General features: G+C 43.7%; 17 protein-coding genes. 11 read left to right on the forward strand and 6 right to left on the reverse strand.

The genetic code is table 11. The features are described from left to right. Window positions 1-11: 11 nt before the first annotated feature. Window positions 12-728 carry a 5-formyltetrahydrofolate cyclo-ligase gene (locus tag HNR44_RS13440; RefSeq protein ID WP_343069506.1) on the reverse strand — a complete coding sequence of 239 codons (717 nt, stop codon included), beginning with the start codon at window positions 726-728 and terminating at the stop codon, window positions 12-14. 18 nt (window positions 729-746) lie between these two features. After that, window positions 747-1601: a MurR/RpiR family transcriptional regulator gene (locus tag HNR44_RS13445; RefSeq protein ID WP_184404831.1), complete on the reverse strand. Its 855-nt coding sequence runs from the start codon at window positions 1599-1601 to the stop codon at window positions 747-749. A 204-nt stretch (window positions 1602-1805) separates the two neighbouring features. On the opposite strand from HNR44_RS13445, the gene HNR44_RS13450 reads away from it, so the two are divergent. Continuing rightward, window positions 1806-2753: a zinc-binding dehydrogenase gene (locus HNR44_RS13450; RefSeq protein WP_184404833.1), complete on the forward strand. Its 948-nt coding sequence runs from the start codon at window positions 1806-1808 to the stop codon at window positions 2751-2753. Between the two features lie 89 nt (window positions 2754-2842). Here the strand turns inward: HNR44_RS13450 and HNR44_RS13455 are convergent, their stop codons facing one another. Then, on the reverse strand, window positions 2843-3637 hold the full coding sequence (locus HNR44_RS13455) for a sulfite exporter TauE/SafE family protein (protein ID WP_184404834.1): 795 nt from the start codon (window positions 3635-3637) through the stop codon (window positions 2843-2845). Window positions 3638-3957: 320 nt separating this feature from the next. Between HNR44_RS13455 and madL the strand changes: the two genes are divergently transcribed. The 8 genes from madL to HNR44_RS13495 all read left to right on the forward strand — a co-directional run bounded on the left by madL (window position 3958) and on the right by HNR44_RS13495 (window position 11293). Beyond that, entirely contained in the window at window positions 3958-4356 is a 399-nt protein-coding gene (gene madL, locus HNR44_RS13460) for a malonate transporter subunit MadL (RefSeq protein ID WP_184404836.1), read from the forward strand. After that, entirely contained in the window at window positions 4353-5120 is a 768-nt protein-coding gene (madM, locus tag HNR44_RS13465; RefSeq protein WP_184404837.1) for a malonate transporter subunit MadM, read from the forward strand. The genes madL and madM overlap by 4 nt, the downstream gene beginning before the upstream one ends. Window positions 5121-5181: 61 nt before the next feature. Further along, the gene (locus tag HNR44_RS13470) at window positions 5182-6099 is read left to right on the forward strand and encodes an acyltransferase domain-containing protein (protein ID WP_184404838.1); all 918 of its coding nucleotides are present in this window, start codon (window positions 5182-5184) and stop codon (window positions 6097-6099) included. A gap of 2 nt (window positions 6100-6101) precedes the next feature. After that, entirely contained in the window at window positions 6102-7760 is a 1659-nt protein-coding gene (gene mdcA, locus HNR44_RS13475; protein ID WP_184404840.1) for a malonate decarboxylase subunit alpha, read from the forward strand. Beyond that, window positions 7757-8611, forward strand: a complete 855-nt coding sequence (locus HNR44_RS13480) for a triphosphoribosyl-dephospho-CoA synthase (RefSeq protein WP_184404841.1) — start codon at window positions 7757-7759, stop codon at window positions 8609-8611. Before mdcA ends, HNR44_RS13480 begins: the two co-directional genes overlap by 4 nt. A gap of 4 nt (window positions 8612-8615) precedes the next feature. Then, complete coding sequence (locus HNR44_RS13485; RefSeq protein ID WP_184404842.1) at window positions 8616-8915, forward strand: malonate decarboxylase subunit delta; 300 nt, start codon at window positions 8616-8618, stop codon at window positions 8913-8915. Then, entirely contained in the window at window positions 8908-10593 is a 1686-nt protein-coding gene (locus HNR44_RS13490; RefSeq protein ID WP_184404843.1) for a biotin-independent malonate decarboxylase subunit beta, read from the forward strand. Before HNR44_RS13485 ends, HNR44_RS13490 begins: the two co-directional genes overlap by 8 nt. Before the next feature lie 67 nt (window positions 10594-10660). Beyond that, entirely contained in the window at window positions 10661-11293 is a 633-nt protein-coding gene (locus tag HNR44_RS13495; protein WP_184404845.1) for a GntR family transcriptional regulator, read from the forward strand. 49 nt (window positions 11294-11342) lie between these two features. On the opposite strand, the gene HNR44_RS13500 is transcribed toward HNR44_RS13495, so the two are convergent. After that, complete coding sequence (locus HNR44_RS13500; protein WP_184404846.1) at window positions 11343-12740, reverse strand: amidase; 1398 nt, start codon at window positions 12738-12740, stop codon at window positions 11343-11345. A gap of 324 nt (window positions 12741-13064) precedes the next feature. Here HNR44_RS13500 and HNR44_RS13505 point away from each other — a divergent pair, with 324 nt between their 5' ends. Both HNR44_RS13505 and HNR44_RS13510 read left to right on the forward strand, forming a co-directional pair. After that, complete coding sequence (locus HNR44_RS13505) at window positions 13065-13772, forward strand: DUF5058 family protein (protein ID WP_343069508.1); 708 nt, start codon at window positions 13065-13067, stop codon at window positions 13770-13772. An 11-nt stretch (window positions 13773-13783) separates the two neighbouring features. Next, window positions 13784-14446, forward strand: a complete 663-nt coding sequence (locus tag HNR44_RS13510) for a small-conductance mechanosensitive channel (protein WP_184404847.1) — start codon at window positions 13784-13786, stop codon at window positions 14444-14446. A 111-nt stretch (window positions 14447-14557) separates the two neighbouring features. On the opposite strand, the gene HNR44_RS13515 is transcribed toward HNR44_RS13510, so the two are convergent. Beyond that, window positions 14558-15169 (reverse strand): malonate decarboxylase holo-ACP synthase, encoded by a 612-nt coding sequence (locus HNR44_RS13515; RefSeq protein ID WP_184404848.1) that lies wholly within the window; start codon window positions 15167-15169, stop codon window positions 14558-14560. Between the two features lie 96 nt (window positions 15170-15265). Next, entirely contained in the window at window positions 15266-16654 is a 1389-nt protein-coding gene (gene rlmD / locus HNR44_RS13520) for a 23S rRNA (uracil(1939)-C(5))-methyltransferase RlmD (RefSeq protein WP_184404849.1), read from the reverse strand. Window positions 16655-16944: the final 290 nt, after the last annotated feature.

Here is a 16944-nt window from a genome sequence, read left to right on the forward strand (position 1 = left end):
TACCTCCTTAGTTATTTTCTACGAAGCTGCCAAATTTCAGCCAGCACGGGCATTTCCTCTTTTTCTGCTTCAGTCACCTGATCCCAGTCGATACCGGTTGGCTTCGGATAAGGTGTTTCTGTCGGGAACATTTCTTCGTTCGTCGCAATCCAATCCACAGTTAAATCATAATGATCTACAGGAATCTTATCGTCGACCAGTTGTACGGAATGGATCGTCGTCACCACAGCAACTTCGGGATTTCCAAGCTCACGCAAAATCGCATATTCCCGGTCATAGCCTTCTCCCTTTCCTAAACGGCGACCATCTTGGTGAACGGCAACTGATCCTACAATAATCAGATCAATGCGTGGGATATCAGTTAATGGAATTTCTTTTCCGTAGCTTTTCATATGAGTTAAACTCGCTGCTTTCTTCTCTTCCCCATGCGGCACCCATTCAGGCTTTACTTGAATAAACCCTGCCTTTAATCGGGGCGTCGGAACTAGAAGTGTCTTGCCGTCTACTAAAATCTGTGTCCGCAGCGGCAATTGTGGAGCATCTGGGTTCACTTTCACCGTCATGGCTTCCCGGTATTCAGCTAAGGTTGTGACGCGATGAGCGGCCTGTTCAGCGCCTTTAAAATTAGAGATCCGGTGCTTCAGCGGGAAAGGAAAACGCCCTACCTTTTGTTCTTCCATATGCTTCCATACTTTTTCGCGGATACGCATTTTATCTTCTACACCCAATGGAAATTCCTCCTTCCACTAACGAAAAGCCTTTTGAATCGCCGCTCGTGTCCGATCAAAATAATCTACCGACTCGTCGTAATCCATGGAAGCAACAGCTGTAAATAAAATATCAATCACATTTAGCTGCGCGATTCTTGAAGACGTAGCAGAGCTGCGAATCTCGGATTCCGACGAAGACGCATAAAGCGGAATATCTACCAATGAACTTAGCGGATTCGTACCATAACGAGTTAAAGAAATCGTCGTTGCACCGGCATCTTTTGCATATTGGATGGCATCCAAAATATGTCGGGTCTCTCCGGAATAAGAAATGGCAAAAGCCACATCCTCATTCGTGAGCGTAACCGCTGATGTCAATTGCAGATGAGTATCGGAAAACGCAGAACATTGACGGTTGATCCGAATGAATTTCTGCTGAGCATCTTGTGCAATAATCTGCGAGGCAGCCGCCCCGTAAAATTCAATACGTTTTGCGTGGTAGATCTCTTTGACCGCTTTTTCCACATCTGCTTCGTTAAGAATATGCAGCGTCTCTTTGATAGAAAACATATTGTTTTCCGAGATATTATGTATAAGCGTCCCGACGTCATCATCCGGACGTATTTCCTGATACATACTCTTTCTGCTCTCCATCATTTGCAAATCGCCGGCAATTCTAACTTTTAATTCTTGAAAACCATCCAGACCAATCGTTTTGCACATACGAATAATCGCTGCTTGACTGGAACCGCTTCTTTCTGCTAACCCTTTCACCGAAAGCTGAACGACTTCTTCCGGATGCTCCAGGATGTAGTTGGCCGCTTTATGTTCTGAAGGTTTGATTGAAGGCATTGCCTCACGCAAACGCACAATACCACCGTTATGAGCCATGATGTTCTGTCCTTTCCGTTCGTATTGGTGATAGTATAACTTGAGATAAATATGGCTTCAAATAAAAACTAGGGAAAGAAAAGCGGGAATATCCCCAGGAAACGAGTCAGATGTTACCTCTCCTAAATAAAAATGATTATTTAAACAAGGATAAGATTCTCCGCCCCTATAAATGGGTAAAATAGTACAAAGGGAGTGATTCATGTGAAAGCGGTTGGGATTCAGCAATTCGGCGGCCGGGAGCAATTGCATCTCCTCGACATTGAAAAACCTGCCTTAGGAAAGCACGACGTCCTCATTGAAATGTACGCGACATCAGTTAATCCCATTGATTTTAAAATTAGGGAAGGCAAGCGGCAAAACTTGAACTTCCCCGTCATTCTCGGTAGTGACGTCGCAGGTATTGTTATTGAAAAAGGGACTGAAGTTACGCATTTTTCCGTTGGCGATCGGGTCTTCGCAACCCCTGAGAAAATTCCGGGGGCTACGTATGCAGAAGCTGTTGTCGTTCCTGAACATTTGCTTTCCCGTCTTCCGTTACAAGCCACCTTTCAAGAAGCTGCCGCCGTCCCGTTAGCCGCACTTACTGCCTGGCAAAATCTAAACGAACGAATGCACATCAAAAAAGGAGATCACCTGCTTATCGTCGGCGGCGGGGGCGGCGTTGGAACATTCGCAATCCAAATCGGCAAATATTTAGGAGCGACCGTCACTGCCATTGGAGGGTCAAACAGCCAATCACTTATGAAAAAACTCGGAGCAGATCGTGTGATCAATTATAAGAAAAAATCAACGCGGAATCAGGCTGATTCCTTCGATGCGATTTTTGATTGCGTCGGGGGAGTACAGCAAAGCCAATTATTTGAAGTTCTTAAGCCAGGTGGCCGCTTCGTCTCCATTGCACGTAAACCGGATGAACACGCCGCCAAGCAAGTGGGAGCAAAGGCAGCATTTACTTCGATCTCTCCATCTGGAAGATTAATGTCTGAAATTCGTCAACTTATCGAGGCCAATGCGATCCATCCGGTCGTTACAAAAGTCTATCCCTTCACCGAAAAAGGGCTAAAAGCAGCCCACGAGCAAATTGAAAGCGGGCATACGAAAGGAAAACTTGTGATCGAAATCAAGCAGAATCATAATGATTCATCATGAATAAGATCAATGATTGCTCATTAGGAAGAGGAGGGTGGCATTTCCACGAATGTCATCCTCGGTAAAACGTAAGGTGCATACACCATCGTTTAACCAAAAATCATCATAAACACGACGATCGTAAGCAATACAAGATAAGCTTTTGAATAGATCGCATCCGGGAGGACCTGTGCTATGCGTCTTCCAATTGGCACCCCAAAAAATCCGCCAAAAACAAATCCAAAAAGCGCAGGGACATAAATAAAACCAATGGTGGAGTCAGGCATACCGTTTGCCTGAAGTCCTATCAGTAAATACATGAGGGAGCCTGCCATCGCAATCGGTAACCCAAGCGGTGTCGCGAGGGCAACCGCATGCAGCATGCTCAACCCCCTTTTTCGTAGATAAGGGATCGTCATCACGCTCCCCCCTATTCCAAGAAGGGTAGAGACCGAACCAATACCTGCTCCTGCCACCATCCCGGCCGGATAACTCGGGAACGAAAATAACCCTGTAGCTTGCTGGGTAAACGTTCTCTTTAGTATACTTGATAGTATTACATAACTTAAGAAACCGATAAACGCCCACCGTAACATTTCGCTCGTTACAAAATGAGCAAAAAAACCACCAATTAGCGCCCCTAAAGATATGTACATAGCAAAAAATCGAAAAATGCCCCATTGAACATTTCCTTTTCTAGCATGATTAAGCGTAGAATTTAATGAATTGACTATCATCACCGCTAATGAAGTGCCGATGGCCGTATGCATCGTATACGCTGACGGAATAGTATCAGGCAAAAATGCGTATAGAACCGGAACAACCACCACTCCCCCGCCAAAACCAAACAAACTCGAAAGAATACCAATCAATATACCGATCAATGAAAAAAGAACTATCGACATGAATATGATCTCCTCAACGAACATAAAAAATCCTGCGAAATTTTGAGCTATTGAATTGATAAAAATAAATAACTAGGTTTTTCATCATCTCATGCCTTTACATCCATAGCAATCATCTTCTTTCGTATCAAATAGGAAGAAAAACAAAGGACGTTCAACTGTTATCATTCATTAGTAAGCGACTATTTTCACCGAAATAATTTTATTTATTTTCTAAATTGTCATTGATTTCTGTTAGTACACACTGTATAATCCTCCTCAAACAGTCGACTGTATACATCTATTTTGAAAGCGCTTACTAAATGAGGGGGGGATGATGAATGGTTATTTATGGTGTCGCATTGTTGGCAACTTGTATGCTCGTTGGTCTTATTATTGGAGAAGTATTAGGAGTTGCGATTAACGTGGAGGCTAATGTTGGCGGGGTTGGGATCGCGATGCTTCTCCTAGTTCTCATTATTGATACGTTACGAAAAAGAGAACGATTAGGTGAGCCCACTCAAGATGGTTTATCATTCTGGGGAGCGATGTATATCCCTATTGTTGTAGCTATGGCTGCAAACCAAAATGTTGTAGGGGCGATAGAAGGCGGACCATTAGCAATTGCCGCTGGAGTAGCTGCTGTAATCGCTGGTTTTTTATTTGTCCCCGTTATTAGCAAAATAGGTAAAGGACGTTCGAATTCTTATGATCACAGAGAGGACGGCAGACCACTATGATTGATGTTATATTTGATACATTGATCGACAACGGCCTAGTCTTTGCTTTTGCACTCATAGGTGGAATTATGCTTATTGCATACTTTATCTCACGTTATCTAACTCGTGGTCATGTCCATGGATCAGCGATCGCGATTATTCTTGGCCTCGTTCTTGCTTACGTTGGTGGTGTACAATCCGGTGGTGAAAACGGCATAGCTGATGTACAACTGTTTGCGGGTATTAGTATACTAGGTGGTGCAATGATGCGTGACTTCGCCATCGTTGCTACAGCATTTGGTGCAAGTATGGATGAGTTAAAACGTGCTGGTTCAATTGGGGTATTATCCCTCTTCGTTGGAGTCATTTTGTCATTCGTCGTTGGTGTCGTCATAGGGTTGTTATTCGGGTATACCGATGCTATTAGTTTAACTACCATTGGAGCTGGAGCAGCTACTTATATTGCTGGTCCAGTAACGGGGACCGCTATTGGTGCAACCTCTGAAGTGATTACTATAAGTATTGGTGCTGGAATTGTTAAATCTGTGCTCACGATGTCAGCAACTCCCTTTATAGCAAAATACATTGGTTTAAATAATCCTCGCTCTGCAATTGTTTTCGGTGGATTATTAGGAACGACTAGCGGTGTAGCTGGCGGTCTAGCAGCAACGGACCCTAAACTTGTTCCTTACGGAGCATTAACCGCTACATTCTACACAGGACTTGGCTGCTTGCTAGGACCATCGGTTCTATTCTTAATCATGGGTATGATTTTCAGTATGTAATTTATTAGTCGACCGTCGACCAAAATGATTAACGAGATATATACTAGGGGGTGAAGCATAAGTGGTGGTATTTTTATTTCCAGGTCAAGGATCACAATTTCCCGACATGTTCTATACCCTCCCTAACCATCCAAAAGTAGAAGAAACCATTGAACGAGCGAATATTTGTGTCGGCGAAAACCCCTATGATTGGAGTAAACATAGTGCCCTTCAATCCAGTCGAAATGTACAATTATCTCTGTTAACGATTGGTGTAGGCTGTGCACAAGCCTTACTATCAGAAGGAATTTCACCTCAATTTGTAGCCGGTCACTCTGTAGGTACATTTTCAGCTGCAGTCACTGCAAATGTACTTTCATTCGAAGATGCACTACAGGTGGTAAAGTATCGGGGTGAAAAGATGGAAGAGGCCTATCCGTACGGGTATGGAATGGGTGTCATCCAGGGACTCGATAATTACACGGTGGACCATCTTCTGCAAGATGCCCGCAAGGAAGGTCACACCGTCTATATTGCCAATGAAAACTCCGAAACTCAAATTGTCATTTCCGGGTGTTCTAAAAGTATCGAACACGCTTTTTCCATTGCAAGCGAGAAAGGAGCAAAGAAAATGCAGTGGTTAGATGTGAAAGTCCCTTCTCATAGCCCGTTATTTTCAGAACTGGCTGAAAAAATTGATCAAAAGTTACAGACTATCAATCTCTCAGCACCTAAGATCCCTTACGTTTCCAACCGATCAGCAAGACTGCTCCGTGATTCAGAAAAAATTAGAGAAGATTTGGCTTTTAACATTGAGGCACCTGTCCGTTGGCATTCTGGAATGACCATGCTGTATGAGCGTGGGGCTCGACAGTTTTTACAACTCCCTCCTGGACGGATCTACGCAGAGCTCGCGAGTCAGGTCTTTGAAGATGTACGTGCGCTATCACTAACGAACAATTTAGATTCCATTGCCAAGTTTCTAAGAAGGAGTGGATAACAGTGACTCAAGCCTCTAAAGCAAAGCGTTCTTGGACAACTAGACGGGATGCAAAACGTAAGCGTATGCAACAAGCCGATCATCTATTGGATGGAAAGTATGTAGAAACTAATCAAGTGACTCAAGCGTTAGAAATGTTAATTCACCCAAAGGACAGGGTGGTTTTAGAAGGGAATAATCAAAAGCAGGCGTCGTTTCTATCAGAAGCACTTGCTGATGTAGACGTAGACACTGTCCATGACCTTCATATGATAATGTCGAGCTTATCACGCCCTGAACACCTCGACATTTTTGAGAAAGGTATTGCTAATCAAGTAGATTTTTCTTTTTCAGGCCCTCAAAGTTTACGTGTATCCCAAATGATTGAAGATGGGCAAATGCAAATGGGGAATATTCACACGTATTTGGAATTGTATGGGCGACTATTTATTGATTTAATTCCAAATGTTGCACTTATCGCCGCTGACCAAGCAGATGCAGCAGGTAACCTTTATACAGGTGCGAATACGGAAGAAACCCCGACTATTGTCGAAGCTACGGCTTTCCGTGAAGGCATAGTCATCGTGCAAGTGAATGAGCGAGTAGATGAACTTCCAAGGGTGGATATCCCTGCATCATGGATAGATGTCATCGTTGTTGCCAATCAACCCTATCAACTAGAGGCATTGTTCACTCGTAACCCTCGTCATATTACCGAGATTCAAATTTTAATGGGAATGATGACACTGCGAGGTATTTATGAAAAACACCAAGTACAATCTTTAAATCACGGCATCGGTTTTAACACAGCCGCTATCGAATTACTTCTTCCCACTTACGGGGAATCTCTAGGGTTACGGGGGAAGATCTGTCAACACTGGGCTGCTAATCCACACCCTACCCTTATTCCGGCCATCGAGAGTGGATGGATTGATAGTATACACTGCTTCGGTGGCGAGCGAGGGATGGAAAAGTATATTGCTGAGCGTCCAGATGTATTTTTTGTGGGGCGAGATGGATCACTCCGATCTAACCGAACTTTATGCCAGATGGCAGGTCAATATGCTGTGGACCTCTTTATAGGTTCGACCCTGCAAATGGACTACGCAGGAAATTCCTCTACCGTTACACGCGGGCGTCTGGCTGGATTTGGTGGTGCTCCGAACATGGGGCATGATCCAAAAGGAAGGCGGCATTCAACACCTGCTTGGCTTGATATGATGAATCCAGACGAGACATTAGTCCGGGGGAAAAAGCTCGTTGTTCAAATGATGGAAACCTATCAACAAGGGAACACTCCAGTATTTACTGAACGACTCGATGCGGTCGATGTTGCCAAAGAGTCAAATATGGATACCCCGCCGGTAATGATTTATGGGGAAGATGTGACCCACCTCGTTACCGAAGAAGGTATTGCTTATCTTTACAAAACGGACAGCATAGCTGAAAGAAAAGAAGCCATTGCAGCAGTTGCAGGTGTAACCCCTATTGGTCAAGAGCAGAGCCTTAAGCAAAAGGAACGGCTACGTTCCAATGGAATCGTTGCTTATCCGAATGATTTAGGAATTCGGCACTCTGATGCAAAGCGATCTCTATTAGCAGCACAAAGTGTAGAAGATTTAATCACATGGTCCGATGGCTTATACGATCCACCCGAACAATTCAGGAGCTACTGGTCATGAGTATCGTTAAATCATCGACACCCTTTATTGAATCTTCCATTGCTAAAAAAAGATCCAATCAAGCTTTAGATGCTTTGCTGGCTGAAGTCCATTTAACTCCAAAGCCAGGTCTTGTTGATGCTGATGATGGGGGAGCCCATGACGATATGAATCTAGAGCTTATGCAACGTTCCGCACGGTCATTGGGGCCGACATTTACGCAAATCGCCATTGCTGCCATAAACCAGGTCCCATCACAAGATTTACGCGAAGAGATTGCCGCAATTGGCCGCGAAGGTGAGCAAACCATGTTCCAAGCCACTGGCGGGATAAACACGCATAAAGGAGCAATATGGGCCCTTGGATTATTAACAGCTGCTTCCGTTTTTTTTACTCCTTTTGATAAAAAATCTCATGATATTTGTCATTTAGCTGCAAAGCTAGCAAGTTATCAAGATAAACGTTACACCTCTAATAGATTTACACATGGTGATAAGGTGAAAAAACAATTCAAGGTAGGCGGGGCTTATGAAGAAGCTGTTTACGGCTTCCCTCATGTCATAAGCATTGGATTACCAATACTCCGAACTGCAAGGCAGCGTGGGTACAGCGAAGAAAGATCACAGCTTCACGCATTACTCGCCATTATGGCTGTTCTTAACGATACATGCATCCTTTACAGAGGTGGCAAAGCATCCTTAGAAACGGTCCAAAAGGTGGCTAAAAAAATGATCGCTAAAAATAAGGTGAACCGAGATGAAATTCAAAGTCTTAATACAAAAATGATTAAACTTGGCGTATCTCCCGGTGGCAGTGCCGATTTACTAGCTGCGACCATATTTCTCGACCGGATTGAAAATGAAAGGGGTTGACAAAATGGAACGGATCACACTTTCTTACCAAGCTAAATCTCTGTTGAAAAAGCGAACTCACGTTGGAGTTGTTGGTTCAGGGGATTTAGAGATTCTGATGGAACCAAATGAAGAGAAGAAAGCTAACGTCCTTATCCGTACAGGAACAGAAGGATATACTCCAACGTGGGAAGCGGTGTTAGAACGATTTTTTGCCAAGCACGATCTTGCTGCTTCTATTGAAATTAATGATTTTGGAGCAACACCCGGTGTCGTTCAACTCCGATTAGAGCAGGCATGGGAGGCGAGTAGGATAAATGAATGATATTCGTACAAAGATCAGTTTCGTAGAATCTAACGCGAGAGACAGAGTGAAGCAAATACTTGATTCAGAATCTTTCTATGAAATGTTAGGGCCGTTTGAGCGTATTTCCTCTCCTCATTTAGAAAAGCAAGGGATTGTCCCTCAAAATGATGATGGTGTCATTGTAGCCAAAGGAAAAATAGAAAACGAACCAGCCGTCGTTATATCTATCGAAAGCGCCTTTCAAGGAGGTGGTATCGGGGAAGTTTCCGGTGCTAAGATTGCTGCCGCTTTGGAAATGGCGTTAGATGATCATCATAACGGCATTAAAACGAGACCTGTTATCATTCTTGATTCAGGAGGCGTGCGCCTGCAGGAAGCAAACTATGGACTATTAGCCATCGCTGAGATTCAGTCCGCCGTTGTTGCTTTACGCCGCTATATGCCAGTTGTTGGTGTTATTCCGGGGAAAATCGGTAGTTTTGGCGGCATGTCCATCACAGCTGGATTATTTAGCAAGATTATTATGACTGCTGAGGGACGCCTAGGTTTAAATGGACCCGAAGTCATCGAGCAAGAAGCAGGAATTACCGAGCTTGATAGTAAAAACCGTCAACTGATTTGGAAAACCATCGGGGGTACTCAACGTGTGGCTACTTCCCTCGCAGATGAGCTCGTTGAAGATGATCGTAAACAGATTGTGAATGCAGTTCAAAACGCATTTAAGACAAAGCCTTCAAAACCCAGATCTGCACAGGTTGAAAAATATATATCCATACTGAAACAAGTAAACCCTAAGGAAAATATCAATCCCAATTATTTTAGAGAATTCACTCCATCATTACATCCTTATATGCAATCGAATCTTCAACGCCCCCTAGAAGCAAAGAGTCGTGGTCAAAGATGGTTTTATGCGCTAACTTCACTTGAGGCTCCTAATACTAAAATATCAACGACAGTTTGGAGTGGGGATGCCAAGCTTGGCAATGAAAAAGCTCGCTTTATTACGGTTGGGCCTGATCCTGGTCACCGTTTTCCTCGCGTTCGAGAAGGAGAAGTTGGTTTAGAAGAAGGATGGGCACTCGCTCATACGATCAATGAAGTCATACAAGCAGATGCGGGGAAAGAACAGCCGCGGCCAATTATTGCAATTGTTGATGTTCCGAGCCAAGCCTATGGTTATGTGGAAGAGTTATTTGGGTTACACCAAGCTTGTGCCGCAGCCGTAAACGCATACGCAGATGCGCGTAGAGCAGGACATCCAATTGTTGCTCTTCTTGTAGGAAAAGCCATATCTGGAGCATTTTTAAGCCATGGTTTACAAGCCAATCGATTGCTCGCACTTGATGACAAGGAAGTGAATGTACATGTCATGTCTAAAGGTTCAGCAGCGAGAGTGACAAAACGTACCATTGCCGAGCTGGAGCAAGTGACTGCTGATGTGCCAGCAATGGCCTATGATGTCCAGTCCTTTCAACAATTAGGTGCACTATACGAACTTATTAGTGGTATACGTGCAGACCACCCTACAAAAGAGGATGTAGATGAGATTTACAGAAAGCTACAACAAGCGGTAGATGACATCCATTCAAAAAGAGATCAAAGCCTAGCAGAAAGACTTTACTCATCTCTAGCTAAAAAAGAACGCTCCACCTCTATCCAAGTAAGAGAAAAGATGCAGAAACAATGGAATGATTAAACGAAAGGTTCATTACAAGGACCTTCTCATTCCATATCGAAATATATAACGTCAGGAGATACTGACTATGGAAATTAATAAAGATGCACTTTCAAATCAAATTGCAGAACACATTACCTCACAAATTATCACTGGTGATCTAAAACCCGGGGATAAGCTTATAGAGAAAAGTTATGCTGATACTTTTGGGGTTAGCCGAGCGCCGATTCGAGATGCTCTCTACATCTTAAAACTAGAAGGAGTTGTAGAGAAGCTGCCGCGCAAAGGTGCGATTGTTCGTAATTACTCACGAACCGAAATCTTTGATCTATTAGAAATCAGGAACTTACTTGAATCATTAGCTATGAACCGAATCGCAACTTCTGGCGTTGATGATAAGAGATTAAGCTTGATGATTGAAAAGCTTCATGAAATGAAATATGAAAAAAACCCCAGTAGGTACTCTCATCTTAACCATTCTTTTCATCAACACATTATTGATATGAGCAAAAGTCAAATGATTCAGGACATGTATAAACGTCTCGGCACACCGTTATTAATGGTACAAAGCGCTTCTTTTTCTAAGGAAGGAAATATTAATAAATCATTGGAAGAACACGAATTACTCGTTCATTACCTCTATAACGATGAACTAAAAAAAGCCCAACAGTTACTAGATCAACACAATGCAGACGTTTTGGAGGGGTATAAGAAAAATTAAGGACACTACCTATTACAAGCAGATAGGTAGTGTCCCCTGCTTTTTACCTTTATTTCCGTAAAGATGTAGCTTGTTCGAAGGCATACGCTGCTTGCAGTACTTCAAAATCGCCTCCATGAGGACCAACGATTTGCAGCCCAAAAGGAAGCCCGTCATTTGTAAAACCACCGGGGACTGAAATAGCAGGATGTCCAGTGACAGAGATCATTGAACACGATCGCATCCAGCTAATATAGGAATCCATCTTCACCCCATTTATCCTTGTTGGGTATTCAATCTCCACATCAAATGGCGAAACTTGACTAACTGGAAGAACAAGATAATCATATTGTTCAAAAAATTCATGCATACGGGAGAAGATCTCAGTTTGCAACCGAGCTGCTCGCCCGATATCCGTACCGGAAAGCTTACGCCCTAGTTCCACATTTTCTACAAACGTAGATTTGATCCTGTCTTGATGTTCCTCAACGAATTCACCAGCGGCTGCTTCCATGTCATGCGCGCGCATAACATTAAAGACCTCATCCGCATCACGTATATCCGGAAAATTCTCTTCTACTACGAATCCGGCCTCATTAAGTATGGGAATTTGCTTTAAAAATGCCTCCCGGACCATTGGATCGACAGGTACTTGCCCCCCAAGGTCTGGAGAATAAGCAACACGAACGTCTTTAAATTCACGTTGAAGCGACCTAGCAAAAATGTGACCACCCTCTTTAATCGAGAGAGGATCCCGATTATCCGGCCCTGCAATAACTGACATCATATAGGCTGTATCTGCAACAGTACGTGCCATTGGCCCTTGGACACTTAGCCTTGTAAAAGCATTTTCTTTTGGATAGCTAGGAACACGCCCAGGTGTAGGACGCAGTCCTACTACATTGTTAAATGCTGCAGGGTTACGAAGAGATCCGCCCATGTCGCTGCCATCCGCAAGTGGAACCATACTCATTGCCAACGCAGCACCAGCCCCTCCACTACTACCACCCGCAGAACGATCTAGGTTATAGGGATTTCGAGTTACTCCAAACACTTCATTGAATGTATGAGATCCCGCGGCAAATTCAGGTACATTTGTCTTTCCAAGAGTTATAGCACCTGCATTTCGTAAACGCTCAACTAATAATTCATCCTTATCTGCCACATTGTCCCTTAAAATCATAGATCCCTTTGTAGTAGGTAGGCCCGCCACATCGTGTGTATCTTTAAACGCCATAGGAACACCGTGTAGCGGTCCATCCCACTCACCCTTCGCCAGACGCTGATCGGCTCCCCGCGCCTCCATTAACGCGCGCTCGGGACAAAAAGAAACAATCGCGTTAATACTAGGATTATACTTTTCAATCTGTGAAATAAATGCATGGGCAACTTCGACTGCAGAAATTTCCCTTTCCCTAATTTTAGCCGAAAGTAATGATAAAGAATCGTCGATGAATTCTGAACCCATAAAAACCTCCTACAGATTCCATAAAAAATATTTATTTACTTACCCTTAGAACAAGCATATCACATAGACCATTTAAGAGGTTGTTCAAAATGTCCAGGAAAAATAACATTCGTATCTCTTCGTCGTCTTGCCTCTGTGCTCTTACGTAACGCTCCGGTACTCGAAGGACGTCTCCTCGACTTACTCAGCTCTTTTTGGCATTCTTGTTGAACACGAACTATAATATTTTATTTTTGCAGGAATTATGAAAGTTTTTGTCAAATTACTATGGTTAAGGAAATTGAGATATTTAATGAAAAACAACTGTAAAGGAGTTGTTCAGCAGTGAAAGAAGTGATGACAGTAGCAAATAGTATCCCCCTTTGGATTATCGCGTTTCTTGTTGTAGCCTTAGTTATTTTTCAAGCTGTGATCTTTTTGAGAATCACAACAAAAACCGCACCAAATGTAGGGATGAGTGCAAATGAAGTAAGAAGTGCCGTAAAAACTGGTGTTATTAGTTCAATCGGTCCTTCGTTTGGAATCGCGATCGTTGTAGTAGCGTTAATTACTTTGATCGGCTCCCCCCTTACCTTGATGCGAATCGGCATTATAGGTTCAGCAGCAACAGAAACAGCAGCCGCAGGAATAGGTGCCCAATCATTTGGCGTTCAGTTAGGCGGCGATGATTTTACTACCCAGGCTTTAACAAACGTCGTTTGGACCATGTGTCTTGGTGGCACAGGTTGGTTAATCTTTACAGCACTTTTCACGAAATCCTTGGGAAATATTCAGAAAAGAGTAGCTAAGAAAAGTGCAAAAACGATGGCCACTGTATCTTTAGCTGCAATGCTAGGAGTTTTTGGCTTCCTGACTAGTGAAGAAATGATGCTGAGCGTAAATCATACAATCACCGCCATTGTAGCAGCGGGATCAATGGTCATTATTATGGGAATCGCGGAAAAAACAAAAACCCAGTGGCTTAAGGAATGGGCGTTAGGGTTCGCTTTAATCATTGGGATGAGTACTGGCTATCTTTCAACATTGATTTAGGGGGATTTCAAATGGATACCTTTCATCATCAAGCACACTTCTGGGGACGTTTAACACTGATTGGGATGATTATTGCCACACTCATGGCACCTTTCTATTTATCGTTTGTTTTAGGTGCTCATCCTGGTTGGGAAACCATTATTGCTGGACTCATAGGCTATGCGGCCTTTATCGGAGTGATGTGGGTGCTAGAACCCATCACTTATTATCCGACGCTTGGGATCGCAGGTACGTACATGGCATTTATGCAGGGGAATGTCGCCAATTTATGTCTTCCATGTTCGGCTTCAGCTCAAAGCGCCGTTAATGCGGAAACCGGTTCCCGCAAAGCAGAAATCGCAGGCACAATTGGAATAGCAGTCGCTTGCCTGGTTAATATATCTGCTATTGTTGTCGTTATTCTAAGCGGCGCATATATCGTATCTATTTTGCCTCCTGCTGTTGAAGCAGCTTTTAACTTTGTTCTCCCAGCTATCTTTGGTGCGATTCTCGGTCAATTTGCTTATAAAACCCCTTTATATGGAGGGATTGCTCTCGCTATTGGCATAATAGTATTATTTTCGCCAATTCCAGATACTGTTAAAATTGTATTCGCTGTCATCCTTACCGTTTCTGTTATCGTACTGCTCGAAAGACGAAAGGACAAAAGGCAAGAAGAAAAAAGCACTACTTAACCAATAGTGGGTGCTTTTCAAAGGATACCCCTTGAAGAGCATTTATGGAACCTCAACCACTGATAAAGAACATTCACCATACTTTTCTAGGTTCCCTTATTTGCCCTGCTTTTATTCGTTCCATGGATCTTCGACAAGCCTTGGACCATCTGCCGTTTTGAGCAATACGCCTTCACCTCTTGCCCACTCCCTTAAAGAGAAGGCGCCTTGGGAGATCATCACCTGTGCATCGACATACATTGGAAAGGAGTCTAACTGCTGAACAAGTATCCGTGCCTCATTTACTCCCAAGGTCTTGTGTGGGGTAATAACAATATCAAAATCGCTCCGGCGTGTCATCACTTCTTCCCCTGAAACCATTTCATAACCTGCACTACCCGCAGGCCCCCATTCCATATCGTCATTAAACAATAATCCCAACTCTCTGAGTATCTTTTTCGCCTGAGGGAGATGCAAGGATTTGGATCCGAATTCCAGAACATCATTCGGCTGATAGCAGGCTTTTACACTATTGGGTGAAATGTAAGCAGCGAAACGCTGCGATCGATAGAAACCTCGCACCCCCACCGGAATATTCTCTTTAAATGTTTTCGCCCGTCTAACAACGACAATAGGTGCAACCGCTAATGAATCTTTCACCCATTGAGGGATATATTCATTTTCACTTGTTTGTAGATCCTTCCAACTAGAGATTATTAACAAATTGTTGGGTTCTTTTATCATTAGTACCTCTCTACTAGTCAACATAAAAACTATTCCTGTTCCAAATAATACGAATCCACTTTTTCATTTTCAAAGAGAGTTGCTCTGTATTCGTTTTCACCTACGCATCAACTGCGTTACACTCTCCACATGCGCCGTCTGCGGGAACATATCGACGGGCTGCACTTCTTTTACTTCATAGCCGCCTTCAGAGAGAATGCGAAGATCACGGGCAAGGGTAGCCGGGTTGCAAGAGACATAAACGATGCGCTCGGGCTTCATCTCAATCATCGTTTGCAGCAGCTTTTCATCGCAGCCTTTACGTGGTGGATCAACGACGATAACGTCAGCTTGAACTTCGGCAAAGGCTCTCCACCAAGGTACGACTTCTTCTGCTTTGCCTACGGAAAACTCTACATTTGATATACGATTGAGTTTCGCGTTCTTGCGCGCATCACGAATCGCTTCCCCTGATACTTCAACACCATAGACCTTCTTTGCTTTTTCAGCTAAAAAAAGTGAAATTGAACCAATGCCGCAATAAGCATCAATCACCGTTTCCTGGCCGCGTAAATCAGCGTATTCGAGGGCCTTTTCATAAAGAGCTTCCGTTTGTACAGGGTTCACTTGAAAAAATGAAAGCGGAGAAAGGGCGAAACGTAGTTTTCCAACTTGTTCCTCAATGTATGATTCTCCCCAGAGGATTTCTGTACGTTTTCCGAAAATGACATTCGTTTTTTTATCATTCATGTTTTGGACAATGGAGTGAATGCCTGAGACTTCCCGGCGGATATCCTCTACAATTGCATCCCTTTTCGGTAATGTCTCACCATTTGTAACGAGCATAACCATGGTTTCACCGCTCAGCCGCCCGTTACGAGCTACGATGTGGCGGATAACTCCTTTTCCGCTTTCTTCATCATAAGGTTGAATGTTGTATCGTTTTAATATGGTTTTGACGACCTGAATGGCTGCATCGTTCTGATCACCTTGAATTAGACAATGATCCATGTCAACGATGTGATGCGATTGTTTTGCATAAAATCCGGCAATGAGTTCCCCGTTTCGCTCGGCCACAGGTACTTGTGCTTTATTGCGATACGCCCACGGTTCCTCCATCCCCATCGTTTTATGAACAGGAATGTCATCGCGTCCCATGTACTTGTGGAGAGCATTGACCACTTGCTCGCGTTTCAATGAAAGCTGAGCTTTTTGATCCATATGTTGAAGCTGACAGCCGCCACACCAGTGATAAATCGGACAAGGCGGGTCGACACGTTGATCACTCGTCGTATGGCGCTTCATTAAGCGCCCAAATCCAAAACTTTTCCCTACTTTTACAACTTTAATCTCTGCTTCTTCCCCCGGAAGGCTGTCCGGGACGAATATCGGATAGCCGTCAACCTTAGCCACTCCAGCTCCTTCATGAGTGAGATCTTCAAAGGTGACGTTGAGGAACTCATTTTTTTGTACCGGTATATTCTTGTTTATACGTTTATTAGACATAGACACGTTCCTTTTCGTGGTTCTTATCTACACAATTGTTGTTGCGGCAAGGACTGGAAACTGAAAGCGCTTGCCGGTAAAATGCCCGGAAGTATCACTAGGCCCACGCATTTCGACGAATGACCGTCGGGATTCGGCGCACCGGGCGATTTATTCGGCACGGGCGCTTTTCAGCCATCGGACGCAGGCACAGGATTATAGCGCACCAGCAAGGATTTCAGCGCTTCATCCGCGGAATACGGCGGAACACGGAATAATTCGGCGCTTCATCCCGAGAGAATTCAGCGTAC

The sequence above is a fragment of the Geomicrobium halophilum genome (assembly GCF_014207655.1).
Classification (GTDB): domain Bacteria; phylum Bacillota; class Bacilli; order Bacillales; family Marinococcaceae; genus Geomicrobium; species Geomicrobium halophilum.

Bases quoted from the DNA above. Each gene is read 5' to 3' on its own strand.
- HNR44_RS13445 (WP_184404831.1), bottom strand. From the start codon at position 1,601: ATGGCTCATAACGGTGGTATTGTGCGTTTGCGTGAGGCAATGCCTTCA.
- HNR44_RS13455 (WP_184404834.1), bottom strand. From the start codon at position 3,637: ATGTCGATAGTTCTTTTTTCATTGATCGGTATATTGATTGGTATTCTT.
- madL (WP_184404836.1), top strand. From the start codon at position 3,958: ATGGTTATTTATGGTGTCGCATTGTTGGCAACTTGTATGCTCGTTGGT.
- madM (WP_184404837.1), top strand. From the start codon at position 4,353: ATGATTGATGTTATATTTGATACATTGATCGACAACGGCCTAGTCTTT.
- HNR44_RS13480 (WP_184404841.1), top strand. From the start codon at position 7,757: ATGAGTATCGTTAAATCATCGACACCCTTTATTGAATCTTCCATTGCT.
- HNR44_RS13485 (WP_184404842.1), top strand. From the start codon at position 8,616: ATGGAACGGATCACACTTTCTTACCAAGCTAAATCTCTGTTGAAAAAG.
- HNR44_RS13490 (WP_184404843.1), top strand. From the start codon at position 8,908: ATGAATGATATTCGTACAAAGATCAGTTTCGTAGAATCTAACGCGAGA.
- HNR44_RS13495 (WP_184404845.1), top strand. From the start codon at position 10,661: ATGGAAATTAATAAAGATGCACTTTCAAATCAAATTGCAGAACACATT.
- HNR44_RS13500 (WP_184404846.1), bottom strand. From the start codon at position 12,740: ATGGGTTCAGAATTCATCGACGATTCTTTATCATTACTTTCGGCTAAA.
- HNR44_RS13510 (WP_184404847.1), top strand. From the start codon at position 13,784: ATGGATACCTTTCATCATCAAGCACACTTCTGGGGACGTTTAACACTG.
- HNR44_RS13515 (WP_184404848.1), bottom strand. From the start codon at position 15,169: ATGATAAAAGAACCCAACAATTTGTTAATAATCTCTAGTTGGAAGGAT.
- rlmD (WP_184404849.1), bottom strand. From the start codon at position 16,654: ATGTCTAATAAACGTATAAACAAGAATATACCGGTACAAAAAAATGAG.